The 17279-nt window shown below is 57.0% G+C and carries 15 protein-coding genes and 2 pseudogenes; 3 read left to right on the top strand and 14 right to left on the bottom strand.

Annotated elements, in window-relative coordinates:
• Nucleotides 1–102: 102 nt before the first annotated feature.
• The 14 genes and pseudogenes from ACIGFL_RS04115 to ACIGFL_RS04050 all read right to left on the bottom strand — a co-directional run bounded on the left by ACIGFL_RS04115 (nt 103) and on the right by ACIGFL_RS04050 (nt 15054).
• Nucleotides 103–1695 carry a hypothetical protein gene (locus ACIGFL_RS04115; protein WP_397496227.1) on the bottom strand — a complete coding sequence of 531 codons (1593 nt, stop codon included), beginning with the start codon at nt 1693–1695 and terminating at the stop codon, nt 103–105.
• A 48-nt stretch (nt 1696–1743) separates the two neighbouring features.
• Nucleotides 1744–1899 carry a hypothetical protein gene (locus tag ACIGFL_RS04110; protein WP_397496226.1) on the bottom strand — a complete coding sequence of 52 codons (156 nt, stop codon included), beginning with the start codon at nt 1897–1899 and terminating at the stop codon, nt 1744–1746.
• Nucleotides 1900–2032: 133 nt separating this feature from the next.
• Nucleotides 2033–4183, bottom strand: a complete 2151-nt coding sequence (locus ACIGFL_RS04105; protein WP_397496225.1) for an NERD domain-containing protein — start codon at nt 4181–4183, stop codon at nt 2033–2035.
• A gap of 102 nt (nt 4184–4285) precedes the next feature.
• Complete coding sequence (locus tag ACIGFL_RS04100; protein WP_397496224.1) at nt 4286–4561, bottom strand: hypothetical protein; 276 nt, start codon at nt 4559–4561, stop codon at nt 4286–4288.
• A gap of 165 nt (nt 4562–4726) precedes the next feature.
• Nucleotides 4727–5773 carry a glycosaminoglycan attachment site gene (locus ACIGFL_RS04095; protein ID WP_397496223.1) on the bottom strand — a complete coding sequence of 349 codons (1047 nt, stop codon included), beginning with the start codon at nt 5771–5773 and terminating at the stop codon, nt 4727–4729.
• Between the two features lie 208 nt (nt 5774–5981).
• Nucleotides 5982–6512: a hypothetical protein gene (locus ACIGFL_RS04090; RefSeq protein WP_397496222.1), complete on the bottom strand. Its 531-nt coding sequence runs from the start codon at nt 6510–6512 to the stop codon at nt 5982–5984.
• 260 nt (nt 6513–6772) lie between these two features.
• The gene (locus tag ACIGFL_RS04085) at nt 6773–7099 is read right to left on the bottom strand and encodes a hypothetical protein (protein WP_397496221.1); all 327 of its coding nucleotides are present in this window, start codon (nt 7097–7099) and stop codon (nt 6773–6775) included.
• A 32-nt stretch (nt 7100–7131) separates the two neighbouring features.
• Nucleotides 7132–7557: pseudogene (locus ACIGFL_RS04080) on the bottom strand (hypothetical protein); the annotation flags it as partial.
• A 143-nt stretch (nt 7558–7700) separates the two neighbouring features.
• Complete coding sequence (locus tag ACIGFL_RS04075) at nt 7701–8687, bottom strand: hypothetical protein (RefSeq protein WP_397496220.1); 987 nt, start codon at nt 8685–8687, stop codon at nt 7701–7703.
• Nucleotides 8684–11455, bottom strand: coding sequence for a hypothetical protein (locus ACIGFL_RS04070; protein ID WP_397496219.1), 2772 nt, complete (start codon nt 11453–11455; stop codon nt 8684–8686). Before ACIGFL_RS04070 ends, ACIGFL_RS04075 begins: the two co-directional genes overlap by 4 nt.
• Nucleotides 11455–12054 carry a condensin complex protein MksE gene (locus ACIGFL_RS04065; protein ID WP_397496218.1) on the bottom strand — a complete coding sequence of 200 codons (600 nt, stop codon included), beginning with the start codon at nt 12052–12054 and terminating at the stop codon, nt 11455–11457. The genes ACIGFL_RS04070 and ACIGFL_RS04065 overlap by 1 nt, the downstream gene beginning before the upstream one ends.
• Nucleotides 12051–13295, bottom strand: a complete 1245-nt coding sequence (locus ACIGFL_RS04060; protein ID WP_397496217.1) for a hypothetical protein — start codon at nt 13293–13295, stop codon at nt 12051–12053. Before ACIGFL_RS04060 ends, ACIGFL_RS04065 begins: the two co-directional genes overlap by 4 nt.
• A 382-nt stretch (nt 13296–13677) precedes the next feature.
• Nucleotides 13678–14352, bottom strand: coding sequence for an inovirus Gp2 family protein (locus ACIGFL_RS04055; RefSeq protein WP_397496216.1), 675 nt, complete (start codon nt 14350–14352; stop codon nt 13678–13680).
• A 480-nt stretch (nt 14353–14832) separates the two neighbouring features.
• Nucleotides 14833–15054 carry a helix-turn-helix transcriptional regulator gene (locus ACIGFL_RS04050; RefSeq protein ID WP_397496215.1) on the bottom strand — a complete coding sequence of 74 codons (222 nt, stop codon included), beginning with the start codon at nt 15052–15054 and terminating at the stop codon, nt 14833–14835.
• A 645-nt stretch (nt 15055–15699) separates the two neighbouring features.
• Here ACIGFL_RS04050 and ACIGFL_RS04045 point away from each other — a divergent pair.
• From ACIGFL_RS04045 to ACIGFL_RS04035, 3 genes and pseudogenes are all read left to right on the top strand, one after another.
• Nucleotides 15700–16242, top strand: coding sequence for a ribbon-helix-helix protein, CopG family (locus ACIGFL_RS04045; protein ID WP_397496214.1), 543 nt, complete (start codon nt 15700–15702; stop codon nt 16240–16242).
• 415 nt (nt 16243–16657) lie between these two features.
• Nucleotides 16658–16732, top strand: a pseudogene (locus tag ACIGFL_RS04040) (hypothetical protein); the annotation flags it as partial.
• Nucleotides 16733–16801: 69 nt separating this feature from the next.
• Complete coding sequence (locus ACIGFL_RS04035) at nt 16802–17167, top strand: hypothetical protein (RefSeq protein WP_397496638.1); 366 nt, start codon at nt 16802–16804, stop codon at nt 17165–17167.
• The last annotated feature ends 112 nt before the right edge of the window (nt 17168–17279 follow it).

Genomic DNA, 17279 nt, shown 5'->3' with positions numbered 1-17279 from the left:
ATGGTCTGCACACTGAGGCTATGCAGCAAAGCCTTCGGCGGAGCCGAAAATCAATCGATGGCGACCTCAGCCTCAATGGAATGATCAGCGCATCCACCCTCGCTAAATTTGGTGGTCGTACCGTGCCTTTTGCAGCATGAAGTAGACGAATTCCAGCCTCTCTTCGGTCGGCTCATCATCACGCAGCCAGCGCACCTTAATGTCCAGGTACTGCGCCCATTCAATACCCTTCTTGAAGCCTCGTCGGTCACCATTTTTTGCCGCGACCTCGACGTATTGGTTCACCAACTTGTATTGGTTTTTACCTGCCCGGTACTTGGCATTTTCAAAGGCCGCCTGGAAGTACGGCATTGCAACCGCAAACTCCTCCTTACGGTAGTGGTAGACCCCACGTAGCCAGGGCGCCATCCAGCACAGTTGCTCATCCAGCCCGTAGGCCGCTACCTGGGAGGCATACTCGTCAATTTGATCCAATCGAGTTGCTGCATTCTTCTTGAGCCAAAACCCGTGATTCAGCAGCTCAACAAAACCGTGGGGCGGAAGAAAAGCTGACTGCCGCTGGATCCGATCTAAAAGTGAGCACACGGCAAAAAGGCCATACTTACTCTTGAGCGCCGCGAGCACGTCATCTCGTATTGGCGCCCCCGGACGAGCGTTCTTGAGCCGCTGCACAGTGTCGGCGACGGCAGCCAATTTGCTGTCGAAGAATGCCCAGTAGTGGCTACAGGCGTTAAGCCACATAAACAGAGCCGACTCAGGGGATTCTTGCCGCTGCATCACCGGCGCAAGCTCGGCCTTGAACTCGTTGACGTCATCGGCGATCCACAGGGCGTACTCGCGAAATTGTTGGCAGACATCGGCGAGGTACTGATGATCGTAGGCTTCAGTAATTTCCCTGGCGAGGTAGCTCGACACCCGAGCAACCATCAATGCCACGAGGATGCTGGCCTGAAGCTCTTTGGGTATCTCTCGCCTGCTTTGAGCCTGCGCGGCGAAGGATTCTTCGAAATTTCTAAACAGGGCAGGAAGCGCCGGAAGTCTTTCGCCTCGCGTCCACTTGATGGCGTTGTCGAGGTTCTGCTGAAGTGTGCTGTTGTCGCTTCGCGGGTTCTTGCCTGGGTAGTGGAACTGCGTCTGCGAGAGTTCACAGCGCGCGTAGACCCAACGCATGACCTTTTCCAGAGGCAGTACCAGGCAGCCATCTTCAGCGAGTGTCGGCAGGTACCAGAATGTGTCGTCCGGCGTCTCGAGCGCTAGGTCTACAAGTCTGTGTTTGAGCAAGCTCTGATTCAGCGACACGACAAGCAATGGGATTGCCTTGGTCGAAATGAAGTATCGGAGGGTTTCCGCTTTGCTGAGGTAGGTACCCTCTTCGCGAACCAACCGGCTGTATGCCTCCAGCAGATCGTCGAGCGGATCCCCTATGGCGCTCATGACCTGGATACTGGGTAAGTACGCTGTCAGGATGCTGCTGAGCGTTTGAATCACCTGTCCGAAGTTCGACAGCAGCCCGCCTTCTTCTTCGACAAGTCTCGCCAACTGCTTTTGAATGGCCTTCTTTTGCGTCTCCTCAATACCATCACGACTGGCTTCCTTGCTCGCACGGCGGGCTCCCTTGCGGGGAAGCACGCCGAATGCATCGTAGGCCAGCTTGACCAGCTCGCCCTGGGTGGCAAAGCAAGTATCTCTATTCATCTGAAATCCTTGATACCCCCGGCCAGTGACGACCGGGGGAACGCACTCCTAGCGCTGGTTGGGGTTGAGCTGTTTGCCGCGATTGCCATGAACGTGAGCATTGGTCGGATTGGTACCCGACGTGCCGCAATTATTGTTCAGTGCATCCGATCTGTGGTTCTGCTGCTGGCGCTGCTGGCTGGTGGTGTTGGGTTGCTTGGACATGATTGTCTCCTGCTGGGTGGTTAGGAAGTCACATCCTAGCCACCTGGCTTAACGCGGTATCTAGGCTTTTTGGAGACGAACTTTCAGAGGCTCTTTACCACCAAAGGGATGCCAAGCCATTGCCGCCCGAGCTCTAGCAGATGCCGCGCCACAGCTCATCTGACTCAACAACGGCGATCAATCGGCGAGCAGAAAACCCGTCAGGAAACAATGAATCCCGACTTTCCTCGTCAAGCTGATCTATGGGCCTGAGGAGCTGCTTCTCATCACGCAGAATTACCTCCAGCGCCTCACGCGATACCACCCTGAACCCATCGACTGACTGCCCATCGAGCTCAATGGAGGTATCGACGATCCAGGCACGCATATCCGCCTCAGGCTCCTGGCCGTGATAGCCCAACCTGGCGCGCAGCTCTTGATCAGCCATCAGCGCACTAAGCACCGCTACCTGCTTGCGGCGTAACTGCCAGGCAGCCTTGCGCAACGTGTTGGTGCGATGGAGCCAGACCTCATGGGTGGTCGAACGGATATACCCCGACTTGACCTCCAAGAGCAGCATTACGCCATCCAGGTGGCAGATCAGATCCACCTCGCCGGCATCATCCTCTTCTGATACCGGCGGTCGATATCCCACCTCAACGGTAAAGCCTCGTTGCCGAAAGCTCTCGGCCAACGCCAGCTCCACTCGCTGGGTTTCTGCCTGCACATCGGCTCTGCGAGCATTCACGCGCCGCAGGTTATTGATGGCTGCCGTCAGGTTGTTTTGCTGCGCACCGACCCAAGGAAACTGAAAGCTATATCGGCCGATTTTGTAGAAGGGCTGCTCGTACAGGCGTGGAGCCGGCATCCCTGGCTGATGCTTCAATTGCTGCGATAGCGCTTTGAGGTCGCTGGTCCAGAACTTGAGAATGGCCCTAGCTGAATCGGCGCTTCCTCGCGGATGTTCCTCGCTGACCGTCCAACCTTTAATCCTGCGGATCTTCTCTTCCTCTTCGGACCAGGTCATGGGGAACCTGTTCTCCCCCGACAGCAAGCCATCCATGGCCAGACGGCCAAGCGCATGGGCAAGTACGCCCGACTCGTGGAGGTAGCCCTGGAATGGCTGGATGTACTGACTCTGAAAAAAAACCGAGGTCAGCTCGCTCGCCAGCAATACATAGTGAAGCTGAACCTGAGCACCATCACTGAGAGAGAGCCGGTCACCCAGGCCATAAATCTGCTGCAATTGCAGCTCGCTGCGCATCGCCTTGATAAAGGCCAACTGATTCAGCTCATGGCTCTCAGGCGAGCCGATAATTTGTTCGGCCAGGCCGGAGTCGACAAATGCCTGCACGGCCCGGTTCATCCAGTAGTGCCAAAGCAGATCACTTTTGCGCCCGGTTCGCTGCCACCGCTCTGTTCCCGCCTCCGACTGGTTATAGATCACCGGCTCGCCCGGTTTGAGCTGGTACCGACATTCAGGATCGAAGCAGAACCAGTCAATCGAACCCTCGTAGTCGATCCGCTCTTGGGTTGCTGCAATCAAAACAGCCAGCCATTCGAGGTTTTCACGACACCTGACTGCATCCGCGGTGGACGAATCAGGGAAAATAATCGGCGACAGATGACGCTTCAGCGACTGCCCGAGCCGTGACTCGTTCAGACGAAAATCCTCTTCCGAGCAGGCCTGGAGTTTCCTCAAGATGATGCGGTTATAGACCTGCCATTGCTGACCGGAACGATCATCCGTGACATGTTCGGCAAATGCCTCATAGGCCAGCACGCTGAGGTAGGAAAACAGCTCCAGCAGGGATAAGTGCTCAAGCTGCTTTTCAGCGTTGGTAATCAGCTCATCAAAGGGCTTGAGTTGATCAAGCAAACGGTCACAGACCCCGAAGAATACTTGCCACTCTTTACCTGTAAGCGCTTCACGAAGCGCAAGCCATAGCGACGAAGCAGTACGCTCAAACAGCTTCGAGTAGCGGATCGCCCATCTGAGCGTGTCTGGGGCATGGCTGGCCAGTTTCAGCAGCAGGTCGACACTGACAGCAGTGTCGAAGTGCAGCACCCGACTGAGGGCAAGGCTTGCCAGCTCGGATCGAGCAACCGCCTCCACATCGCGCCAAAATGGTGCTGAAGCCAGGCCTCTAGCTCGGTCAAGTGCAGAGAGATTTTTACCTGCAGGCCGTTGATCCAGGAAATGATGCAGGCTTTCATCAAGAGCACGACCCTTGCTGAGTGCAAGCTGATTGCTTTCATATACCGACTGGTAATGCTGCCGGCAGCGCTCCCCTTTCTCTGTCATCCCACAGCACTCACACCAGCCTTAGATTCCTGACCAGAGCCTAAACCATCGGCCAACCAGGACTCCACAAGCACCGTGCTAGTGAAGAAGTGGGCGTGCCGATTAGCTGAAGTGCATCTTCGTGCCCAGCCAGGCGACGAACTCTTCTGCCGCATGCCGTACGCTTTCGGAACCGGCCGGGCCCTCGAAGGTGACGGCGTAGCGGCCTTCCCCTTTGGGGTCGTAATCGGCGATGACGTGGTGCTTGGTGCCGACCCGCTCGATGGTGTCGATCATCTCGTGCTTGCGGCTCATCTCGCCCAGCGAGCACTTGGCCGGCAGGATGCGCACGCGCAATGCGGCGACGTGGCGGGTTGCGTATTCAATCGGGAATGCCATGGGGAATGCTCCGGTCGTGGCTCCCTGGTGTTGTCCAGGTGAGACCAGTCTCCATGGCCTAGAGCTGTGTCATCGGTGGCGGCGCGTTGCCGCAGAAGGATTCTGAGAAAGCAGGATGGGGAGCGGGAAGAGGGCGCACGAGCGGCGCCCTTGAAGGAGGTCGAGTCAGGCAGGGGTAGCGTCATCGTCTTCCGTGAAGAGAATGACTTGAACCTGGCGCAGCATCAGGAAATCGTCAGGGCATTCAACATCGAATTCGCCTGTGTCCTTAAGCCTGAACTGAGCAACACGTTGGTGCCGAAACACCTCTGGCGCCAGCGGCCGTTTAGCAAGGGGGTTGTGGAATACGTAGAGCCCATCAAGTAGGTGCTCTTCATACTCACCGGGTTTGTGCACACGCATCTCCGGGATAATGTTCCTCTCCCGTGGATGAAATGTGCGGAAGAGGGCCGGCACATCAGGATTTTTCGCTAACGCCCTGACCTTTCCCCAGGTGGCCACTGGAGAGAAAATGACGGCGCTCACGTCCTCATAGGCCTTGTCCAGGAACACCCCCATCGGTACTTCGCTACCGTTCAACTTGATCGCAGCGCTGACACTGTCGGACCCGACGTGAAGTCGACCGTCTTCCTCGAAAATGTCGCTCTCGTCCACCAGGTAGCCGTAGAGCGCGGCCATGATCGGTCGGTTCACCGCCATGTGCGAATAAGGCCGATCAAACGACGTTACGGCAATCACGAACGGCAAGTCTTTGGACTGGGGCAGAGTCGAGTACCGCGTCTGGTACTTCTTGTGCTTGGCCGAGATACTGTTGCATAGCCGGAGCGCTGACTCATGGTTCAGTTTCGCCATGTCCTCTGGAATCGCGCCCAATGGGTCGTAGCCGAATGCTTGCGCACCGCCCTCCGCCGGTAGAGCTACCGTGGCTTCAACCCCCATGGCGGTCAGCCCAGTCACCACAAAGTCTGGCGCATCGAACGTCATGTCGATGGTGAACCCGTACTCTTTCAGTACCGCGTGTATATAAAGTTCCCACATCGCAGTCTGGAAGGTGAGCTGAAACTCGTCGACAAACTTGCCATCCCGGTCTTCGAATCCCTCAGCCCATCTCTCCAAGACCTGGCGCTCTGGGCCATTAACGGGCGTCATCGCCATCTTGAAAATGGGATGCAGCTTTCTCTCGTCGAATCTTGGTTCAAATAGCTTGAGCATCTGTCCCTGATCTCCTGCGTGGGCTGATTGACCCACTCATCATGCCTCAGTGGCACAGATCGGCGAAGCGGCTCAGAGACCCTCAACGGGTCAGGTGCATGCCGATTCGCAGGAGCGGAATCGGCGACGCGGAACGTGGCGGGGTGCCCGAGGTCGACTTTGACCGCAGTGATGAAGGGAGGCCAGGTGGTAGGCCCTGGAGATGGGGCTACAGGCTCTTAACCGGATACGGTTTAAGTTGGATATCCCGCACGTTTCGAAGGTTTTCCATCAGCACTTCGTACGTCACTTCGCCTTCAAAGCGCGACGGTAGAGACGGGAGCGTGTCAGTGAACATTCTGGAGAGCGAATTTGCGCGAAAGATGGTCGGGTGTTCCTGAAGACTATCTACGAACCGGGTCTCATGCCGCCCGACAACTTCGAACTGCCTTGAGAAGGTCATCGACTGGCCGCCGGCATACGCGGTAGCTGCGTACAGGGTGGCAAGTTTTGGACCGCTGGCTTTCGAGGGTGCGGAGGTAAAGATCGAGTACGCCAACGGCTTCAAGTGTTGAATTATGTGGTGGACCAGGACGTAGTAGTCCTGAGTGCTCGGCTCCCAGTTCTCGAACATCCAGAACCCATCCCGAAAGAAGAAGTAGCAGGTCGGTCTCAGCTCGTAGCTGTTGGAAATCATCGAGGCCAGGGTGAAAAACTCGGAAGAGATGACTGGCTTGAATCTGCTGTTCTGGAGATGCATGTGACGACTCGTGCGGGAGAGTGAGCGCTACTGTGCCACATCCTCATCACGTGTGCCGGTAGGGCGTGGGCTTACGTCGTGCCCCACCGGCTGGCTGCGCGTGTCGAAAAGCCTGCCCGTCAGTGCCGCACGCAACTCAGGGATTGGGGCTCAATCTGCGGCTGAAGCACCTCACCACTCCCCCAAGTTCGCCGAGTTTGCTGCCGGTGACGGTAGAGCCTCCCTTGTTGCGCGGAAGTAGGGCAGCCACACACAGATTCCTATTCGGTGGCGGCGTCCGAGAAAGCGCTGAGACGGCCACCGAAGACAACGTCCCACTTGCGGCCATGGTTCACCAGCTGCGTGACGGTTGCAGCGGCTGCGAACTCTTGCAGGGTCAACTCGTGTGGATCGCGTTGCTGCACGCCAGCTGCGTTGTTCTCCTCGGCAGAGGTGGAAGCGACCTTCTGCTCGGTGAGGGGATGGCCGCACAGACGTTCGGAGCGGATGCCGGTTCGCAGCTTCACCTTGCAGGTGGTGGGCTTGGTTGCCTGCTTGATCTCGACGTTGCCGCAGGTGGCGCAGCACCGGGCACGCTGGCAACCCATCGGATCACCAGCGCGAGCTTGAGCTACCAGCCCTACCTGCATGATGAATTACGCTCGCCGGGGAATGGACGATTAGTCGTCCCGGAAACCGCCTTTGCCTGCCCCTTGCGCAAGCAGCGAGCACCTACCGGCTTGAGCCGCAGATGTTGATCATCCTTGACCAGGTAGCGCATGGCGTAATGCACGTTACCCCGCGCATTCAGGTCCCGCCGGTGAATGAGGCCAAGCCCCAGCCTGTCTTGGTATTTATCCTTTTCGAGGTTGCAGTTGTTGAAGCAGCCCTGACCATGGGTAATGCGCTCCCACAGCTCACCGATCCGCTGCGCCCTGTAGATATCGGCGCTCACTTCAGCGCCGTTGAAGAAGAAAGCAGCATGGATGTGATACCCCCGATCCTCGCCTTGTTCAACGCAGCAGATGTAGCCAGTCGCATGGTCGAAAATCAGGTCGCGTTCACGACTGAAGAAGTCATCACAGAAAGCACGTCAGTAAGAAACTTGGACCAGCATGGGTAGCCACGAGGCTTCTCATGCTGCAATAGTTGGACCCACTTTCTTTCTTTTGGCATAACCTCCATAAACGTGTAGCGCATAGGACATCCCTATAAGTCATCCAGATTTACGGGGATGGCCTTCTCACCCAAACGAGCCTTGGCAATTTCGATCAGATCGTGGTCATCCGACGGCTGCGTGGTCGCAGGACGCTGAGATTGCTCTGGCAGTAGGTACACACTTTCCTGCTCCAACGCCAAGCCCATTCTCTGCATAGCGCTACAAAGCTCGGCCAGTTCGGAGGGCACTCCTAAAACCTGCAGCCGTCCTAACGCATCCTGGAAATTGACAAAGTTGTCCTGCCAGATCTGCCGATTGCCATAAAGTCTCAGGCGCCCCAGCCAGTCGGGCATCAGCCAGAAGATGCAGGTATCTCCAAGAAGCTCGTAAAGGCGGGCGAAGTTCTGCAAACCGATGCCATCGTAATCCGGGAACAGGATCACCCTTGATGCTCGCGGCTGCTCGGTCAACCAATCGAGCATCAGGCTGCTCAGCTGGCCGGAGTAGTAGCACAAGGTGCCGCTCGCACCTGCGGGCAGCCAGCTCGTATCGTCAAACAGAGCCTGATTTTCAATCAGCCACAATGGCTCACCAGTATGCCAACCATCCCCGACCCTCACCGCCAAGCCTGCGACGCCGCATGTCTGAGTCAGCATCGACAACTCAAGGACACTACCCTTCCCATCTTGCCAACACTGCCCCTCGCTGACTGCTTTTAGAAGCAGATACTGCAAAGCATGCTTGGTTCCCCCCATTTTGCTATCTCGGTAACGAGCCACATTTAGGGCTCGTTGAGGCAGGTCAGCCGACAGTTGCTCCCGTTGCTCTGGACGCAGCTGGGACAGGTGGGCCACAACCTGCTCGTAGCCGATGATCTGATAAAGACTGCCGCGACCACTGGTGGTCAAGCGGACCGACTGAGTCTTATGTGCGAACTCTTCCAGCACACGACGTTGAGCTGTTGTGAGCTGACTGGAAGCCAGCTTCCCACCCGCAACCAGCAGCTTCTCCAGTGCATCGGCGAGGCTACGGCTCACGCTACAACCTCCGGCTCTTTCGGCTCGAGCAACTGCCAACTCCTGCGACTGATCTGGTTGTGACCGTTATGGCGGCTGATCGGCACGCAATAGCGCGCGGTCGCCAGAGGCGCCGGAGAAGCGAAGATCAGCGAGAAGCCAAATTCAGCGGCAGTGTCGATCAAACTCGTCTGGTTAGGACCGTCGAGCGCCAAGGCCTCATCCAGATAACAAGCTGCACGCACCGCGTGGCGCTTGTCTTGCATCTGATGCAGCAGCGCCAAACCAGTCACCAGTTTGGCCATCAGCACGGTGCCGTTGGATGCAGCGCCATCGATATCGGCAAAGGCCTCGGGACTCCGCCCTTCCTTGCCCACAATGAAGTTCAAGCGGAACAGATGTTCGACGGCCAGGCGGCCTCGAGCCTCACCCTCGCGAATCAACAGCATCTTCGCGCGGTTGAGAGTCTCATCGTCGAGCACGCTACCGTGATCGAACAGCTCGAAAGTCTGCCCGGAGTCCACCTGTTCCGCGGTACTGATTAGCGCCTCGATGGCCTCGACGAGCTCGCGCTCGTCTTCCGGCTCGATCTTGAATACATCCAGGTCGGACAGCCGACGCCGACCGATCAACTGATTGAACTGACGCATCCTGCCCTTGAAAGCATGCAGGCCATCGCGCAGTTGGCGCAGGCAGGCAGTGACGTTGACTACCGCCGTACGCGCTTTACGTTCGATAGCCTCGAACTCCTGGGGCAGATGCTGAGCGAACTCGATGATCCGGCCAATCTCACTGTCCGGGTCGTCGGCCGACTGATACTTGGTCAGGCCACCGCCGTGCAGCTCGGCGCGCAGAGTTCGGACATCGCCCTCGATGCGCACTAGTCGATTGCAGTCCTGCAGGTACTCACGCAGATGCTCCGCCAATTGCTCGAGCGCCAGCTCGGAACTCCCCACCCAGGGATGCTGCGGCAGCTCGGAGAGATAGCCGAACAGCGGGTCGCTGTCATTGCGCCGCTCGCGGCTGGTGCAGATTTCCCGATGCTGCCGATCGAGCTCCTCCTGCCGCTGATTCACTGCCTTTAATTGCTCACGCAAACGACGGGTTTCGCCCTGCGTCCCGACCAGGCGTTCCTCTAGCCGTTGCAAGGCCGCTCGGCAGTCTTGCAGAGACTGCGCCCGCTCGCCTGCAACCTCGCGCAAGGCCACCAATTGATCGAACGCTTCGAGATCACGCTGTGTTTGCTGATAGTCGTGTTCCAGCTGCTGCTTAAGCAACTGGGCCTCACGCATCGCCTCAGCAGCCCGCAGTTGCTCGTTAAGCTGGGCCAGGCTCTGCCTCAACTCGGCCTGCTCCTCGCGGATTTCATCTGCGCTTCGTTGCCTGTGCTGTACAGGCAGACTTGCCAATTGCACACAAAGGCCAGGTAGCTCGATGTACTCCGGATTACGCAACCAATGCTCCAGACTACGACGCAACAGCGCACCATCGAGACTGAACTCATCCTCCGCCAGCATCATCGTCTCACGTGCCAACAACCGGTTGACGGCAGCCAGCTGCAATTCGTCCAGCTCCCGCTGCAAGTGCTGGTAAAGATTGCTGGCAAGACTGGCCAGTTCGCGATCCGTGCGATCCAGATCCTGCTGCACCCGGCGGCACTCACGGCGAATCTGATCCAGACTGCTGTCTTGCGCCTGCGTCACCAGCGCCACCTGCCTTTCATATTCAGATCTGGCAACCGTCACCGCCTGCACCAGCTGCTGACGCCGGTCGATCAACACGAAGCGCTGCTCAAGCTCAGCCTGGCGCTGATCTTCAGCTTGTAGCGACGCCTCGCGCTGCCTACCCCGCTCCTGCTCGGCAGCCCAATCTAGTAACTCGCGCTGCAGACGCTCTTCGGCCAGCTCGACGGCCTCGCGTGCCCGTCGCAGTTCGGCAGACTGCGACTGGTAGTAGGCTTGCCAATCGAGCAATGCCTGATCGATTAGCGGACGGAAGTAACTCAACTTGCCACGCAGCTGCAGACGCTCCTCGTGCAGCTTTTCGAGTTGGCTAATACGCTCGCGCTGACTTAGAGCAGCCAGATACTGCGAGCGATCGGCGTTGACGTCGGCGAAGGCCTTGTCCCACTCTTGCTTGAAGTCAATCCCGGCGTCCGGCAGATCACGGCTAAAGATCTGCAACAGGTAATCCTTGACCTCTTTCGACTGCAGCCGGTCCAGGCGTAAGGTACGGGTCAGCACGCGCTGGAAGACCTCGGCCTGGCTGGCCTGCTCCAGACGGAATACCGTGAAATCACTCTGATCGCCACGCTGGCGTCGGCCACTACCGTAAACCATGCTGGTGAACTCGCTGCCGCTGTAGCGCTCGGCGAGACGCCCGCGCCCGGCTAAGTGAGCGAGCAGTTGCGGCTGGGTGACCAGGCTGCCGTCAGCCACTCGGAAATCATCCAGATCCAGGGGACCACGGTAGGCGAAATATTCGTAATCGTGGCTCACCCCCTTGCCGACGCATCCTAGTACCACGCTACCCGATTCGGGCAACAGCACCTCAAGCAGAATGTATGCGCTATTGTGCGGAAAATAGAAGCGCCGACTGCGCTCCACATCGTAAGCACCGAAATCCATTCGGCGCCGGTCAATGATCAAAAGGAACTGCAGCGCATTGATCAGGCTAGTCTTGCCGGTATTGTTCGGCGCCACTAACGACACCGACGCATCCAGAGGCAGCTCTGCGCGCTGGTAGCCCGCACTATTGAGCAGTACCAGACGCTGGAATCCATAGCTCATCACGGCGCCTCATCCTCCACGGCCACCTCGCCAAATTCGTCCACCTCACCACTCTCGTCCAAATCCCCGACCTGTTGGCTGGCCAGCGTCTCGAAATGGTCCAAGTAGCGCCAGACCGCAGGTAACAGGCGCCAACCACCGGTCACCGATTCAGCAAAGCCGTAAGTGCAGGCCCGATCGAGTAGACCGGCTAAAGACTCCTCATTCAGCGCTTCGGCTTGGAGTAGGTCATGACCGCGCTCCATGAGCATGGCCAGTAGGTCACGATCGATACGCCAGTCGCTGAAGCGGGCCAGGTGCATTCCCTCGTCGGCCTTCAGTTCGAAAAGCAGCATGAACAACAGTGCTAGTTGGCGGGTCGTCCGGCTGACGTTGCTGCTGGCGTTGTCAAAGTGAAACCAGGCAAAACCTCGTCCATCCACGCGCAGGCTAAAGCCCAGGCTGCTGAACAACGCCTGATACTGCTCCTGCTCCTTTTCCAGCTCAGCCCAAAGCGTCGGCTCAGCCACGCGGTTGAGGTGTTTCCCGGCATTGAACAGATCAAACAGTTCGCCAAGGTGCGGTAATCGCCCGAGATAAAGGGTGGCGGCTTGAGTCATCGCGCGAAGATTCCGTGGGGATAGTGAGTGACGCGCAGCCTGTCCAACTCCGAGGTTCGCTGCTCGTCGGCCTGCTCGAAGAGCCAATCCGGCTCATTAATCAGCTCGTGGTAAAGGCGTAACAAGGTGGCATCATTGAGATGTACGTAGTGCGTACGTAACCAGTCGAGCAAGCTGGGCACCGGCACGCTATCCGCCAGACGATCACGCAGCTCAACGCCATCGACCAACTGCAGCTCGGCCACCGACAGGACCGGCGCCTCCTGTGGAAAAGGTAGGCTCACAGCCTTAAAGTCGCGCGCCTCGGCCATGATGGTACGTACCTCATCAGCCACCGAAACTCGGCGCGGTCGCTCAGCACGCCAGAGCGGCAAGTCAGCATGACGGAATGCGCGCGTCAGGCCTCGTTTGCGAACCTGCCCCAGCAACTGACTGACGGCCGCCGACAGGCTGTTGTGCCGGCGCAGCTCCTCACGCAATGGCAACAGCGTGTCGCTGCATTGCTTGAGCACCTCGCGCCCCAACCTACGAAGCTCCTTGGCCTGGAAACCAGCTTGACGCACCAGCAAGCGCAGGGTGTACAACGCACCTTGTGCGGTGAGCACCTCCAGACTGAAATCCAGACGCCGTTCGGACTCCTCCAGCAAACGATAGAAGCTGCCCCCCGGGCCGCTGTCCATCATCGCCGCCATCGGCTCCACATAGTCGTCATAGGCCTGCAACACTTGGCGATAGCGGCGCTCGGCCGGCATCTGCACGTCTGCGCCCTTGGCCTTCTCGGCAATCTCGAGAATGGCATGACGGTCCTGATCCAACTGCTGGGAAATCTGACGGAACAACTCAGCCAGTTGCACGGCAGACTGACGCAAGAGATCGAGATCGCGGCGTTCCACCGCATCACTCAGTCGCCCCGTGGCCTCGCGAATACCCTGTACCCGGGCCTGAAGTACGGCGGAAAGCCCCAGCTCATGCTCACGGGTAAGGCCGCGTACGAACTCGAGCACATGAGCATCGAGCTGGAGCAGCTCATCGCGCGGTAGCACCCGAAGAATTTCAGTGTTGATCAGCGCCCGCAAGACGCCTTCACGCGCATCCAGCGTCATGCTCGGGTCTACCTTGCCGATCAATGCCAGCACCTGATCCGCCTCGAAAGCAGGCTGCTCTCGAGAGCGTTGTACCAACCACTCAACCACTGGCCAATGGGTGTAGAGGGCAAATACCAAAGAGCGTGGGTTGGCCAAGGGCAACACTCCTCAATTCTTGATGAACCGGCCACATCCACGTACCAAGGTGCTTCAGCGGAAAGGGGTAACGGGACCCGCAATGCACCAGCTCCTTGCCATGAATACCCGTTGCCCTGATGGCACCAGACGCAAGTGCCCATAAGCGGTTCGTAGCCGTAGCTTTCTTTTTTCTTCTCACGATACTTCGGCTGGCGCGACGGCATCTGTTGCGCGCCGCGTCCCTGCGAGATGTCTTGATCGATGCCGAACCTTAACCGCTCGACCGACGTCGAACCAGTAGCCGACGGTTGAGTCGCTGATTTTCCTGCACCCTACAGATGAGAGGAGTGAGAACAGCTGGCTTGCTCCATCTGCTCGACACTGCAGATATAGCTAGGCGTCATCCCTTGCTGGTATCGAAGCCTCGTTGGCGGTCCCCATACGACTTTGTAGCCGCCTTGCACAGGTAGCTGGCACGACGGAACAGCGCTGGCAACTGATCCACATCGCCAGGACAGACATACCGGTCTATTCGATACTCTGCGTTGACAGGAATATGCACGAGCCCTTCGACCTCATCGACTGACAACCCCAGCGCACTGGCCCAGGCCTCTTCGATGCGGCTGATATTGTTGGCCCTCTCAGAACGTAACCGACCTAGTGTGTAGTAGGCATCCCGATTGAGCAGGATCAGCAGGTGGTAATGCGGTCGCTGCCCCCATCCCACTTCCCTGGCCCAGACGTAGCGGACCTTGCAGTCATGGGCGTACTGGTTCCGCTCACGCGCCTTGTCACGGTTGCACTCGATCTTTGCATTGAAGGAAGCGAAGAACCTGCTGATGACTTCATTCGTGTAGACGTAGTCAGGTAACTCGATACCCCGTGGCAGATGGAGGTCCACTCTGAAGGCCAGCACCCTGGGATATTGGTCAAGTGCTCGGTATATGGTGCATTTCAGACGAGCCAGGCATTGGCTAATGAAGGGGCCCTTCTCGACCATCACTGGTAGGCCTTCGAAGGTATCGTCGTAGTGCAGGTGGAGGTTGGGGTTCTGTGGATGTCGACGCAGACGCATGGTTACTACTCCTCAGTTGAGTTTCATAACCTGTGTCCATTCAGTATCTTTTAACCGTTACCGGACACTGAACTACCTGCCTGATAGTCCCTCTACTGGAGACACCGGTAGGTACATGCCATGTTGGAGAGGTCCCAACCCTACGGGTAGTAGGTAATAGTAAAAGCATATTACCCACACCGAGAAAACCTTCCTCGACAGGCTTGGGAATGTAGCCTCGCATGCTCCAACCACACTGGTGTTTTTGGCTCTACCCTCACTCCGGCAAAAAACTATCGAACGCATGCCTTGGCGTAGCCATATGCCTGATTTCCTGGAGCCCCGAGAGGCTTGGCAATGGGGAGCAACATTGCCAAGCCATCCAGAGAATTGCCGAGCGGTGTGCCGAGAGAGTTAGCTGAGAGCACCTACTGTCTCCTGCCGGCATAAACGCCATGATCGGCTCACTGCCGACCATGGCGCTTACAGTAATCGTCAGAGCTACTCCTCCAGGAGTCCCGGGCCACTCTGTGCCTCCTTGTCCAGATCGCGCTCTTCGACCCTGGCCAGGATCCAATCTTGCACCTCACTTTCCAGCCAACCGACGCAACGGTCCCCTAAGGAAATCGGGCAGGGGAAAGTCCCTTCTTTGACGTACTTGTAGATGGTTGACCGGGCCAGACCGGTCGAGTCGATGACTTCTTTCAGGCGGATGATCCTCATGAACGTGGCTCCTCGTATTCGTTCATGGGATTGGCGGGTTTTGTAAGAAAATACGTACGCAGAAGCCTCGCTCACCCTTGCCCAATGTTTCAGCAGTCACCCGCGCCCAGGAGCATCGCCAATCTAGCCCTCAACCCCGCAGTGCCTATTCAGCAGCCTACTGGCCCGGCCCGCTCTTAGTCGTTTGAGCACCGCATCACAAGGGATTGTCCACATACCGTATCGGTACTACCTAGCGGCCTGGCCTGCGGATTTCAGCAAGCCAGTAGTCCTCTCACCCCCTCCCCCATCACAACCAACAGCATCCGTTGCCGGTTGGCCACCTTGGTGTCCAACTCTTCAGCGCTTCTATAGAAATTCGTACCAGAACGATAGGCAGAAGGTTCTTCCACATTGCAAACCCTTAATTCTACTGTGTAATTTACAATGCAAATAACGCGTAAGTAATTGTATTTATTGACTTTAAATTTTTACTTAATAATGAAATAGCCTGCCTGGCCAAATTTCGATTACTCATGTTTTTTACTGTGTATACGACGGCTAAAATACTTAGTAGAATTCATGAAGAATACTAAGAAAATTACATGAAGCAATCGTTATATCATTACACTAATCCCCCAAGAAAACCGGCACCCGAGAAATTGAATGGAATGCAGAATCGATATCAGCCAGGAAATGTTCGCTTGGCTTGAGGACAGCAAGGACCTGCGGGACTGGGCATCTAGTTATCTCCTGAAGAAAGAGCTGAAAGCTCCAGGAAGCACCGGCCGCAATGCAAGGACCAACATATTGGAGTGGGCGCGGCAGCTGCCGAGTACTCCAGAAACAACCCGACTGCTTGACGACATGAAGCAGGCATGGGCCATGAGGGAGCGGAGAAGAAACAACACAGACAAAATATCGTGCAGTTTCGAGCTATCTACCGAAGCCAAGGCCCAACTTGACCACCTCTCCGCACGAGAAGGAAAAACCAAAACCGCCATGCTCGAACAACTGATCAAGCAGGCGGCAGATAAAGCCAAGAAAGATGAAGTGAAATCAGAAAAAAAACGCCCCCACCAGAGAGCCAGCACGAATCATATCGACACCAGCAATATGACCATAGGGGACCTTGAGCGACCGCTGCAGCGAGAGCCTACTGGAATGACAGTAGGAGAATTTAGGAGAGGTTTTCTCGGTCACGACTAGTAAGAAGACCACACTGACACCAACCGACGCATTCGAACTCAGCCCCGGTTTTTTTTAGCTACCGTACCTCACGCCTGGAGCAATGGAGCAATGGAGCAACCTAGATAAATCGCCCTAAGCGTCCCGAGTTCAAATCCATCTACCGGTATTCCAAATGGTATTCCATGGAAAACCTTAACCGGATTTAAACGTTATTTTTCAATAGGATGCAATTTCGTTTCAGACTACCCCGGCCCACCATCAACCACACAAGAGCTTGATTTCATAGGCTTTTGTGCTCAGTCTACCGGCCGCTCCAGGCCGGTGTGACACTGAGGTGTGACACTCATGTGGGGCATCGCTTCGGTGCCCACCATGAAACCCTCCCCCCTCCTACCTCACACGCAACCGACACGGAACCTTCTACTTCCGCATCGTGATTCCACGACCATTGCGAGCCTTGCTCCATGGCCAGCGAGAAGTCAGACGCACCCTGAAAACAAAGAGCGAAAGGCTGGCGCGTAAGCGAGCCCGGCAATACGTCGCACGCTACGAAGCCGTCTTTGACAAGGTAGTGAACATGGTTGAGCGTGATGAACTCGGCCTAACCGAGGCCGACTACAAAGAGCTAATGGAGCTTGTCCCAGACTTCTCCAGCCCCCAGGACGAAAGCAAGCTGGCAGAGCCCATCCTTTCAGACAAGGAAATCGAGGCTCGCCAGCGCCGCCGAGAGGTCGAGCGCTTACTTACTGGCGCCTATGGCCGTCCTATTCCAACCGAACTTGAGCAGACGGCACAGCCACTGCTCGAACTGTCACACACCTACCAACCGACAGAGCTTCGGGCCATCCTGCCAAAGCTTCGAGACGAACTGGCACTGGGTAGGCTCACGGGGACTAGTGCAGCATCAGCCCGGGACAGACCAGTGGCGATAGGAAGCCACTAAGCGCTTACGTTGCCTAGCGGCCCGAATCGAACAGCATCCTGCAGATGATCCGGCGCCAGGTGCGCATAGCGCATGGTCATGGCCAGGCTGGAGTGACCCAGGATTTTCTGCA

The sequence above is a fragment of the Pseudomonas sp. NPDC077649 genome (genome assembly GCF_044542855.1).
Lineage (GTDB): Bacteria > Pseudomonadota > Gammaproteobacteria > Pseudomonadales > Pseudomonadaceae > Aquipseudomonas.
This window is presented reverse-complemented; position numbering and strand designations above follow the sequence as displayed.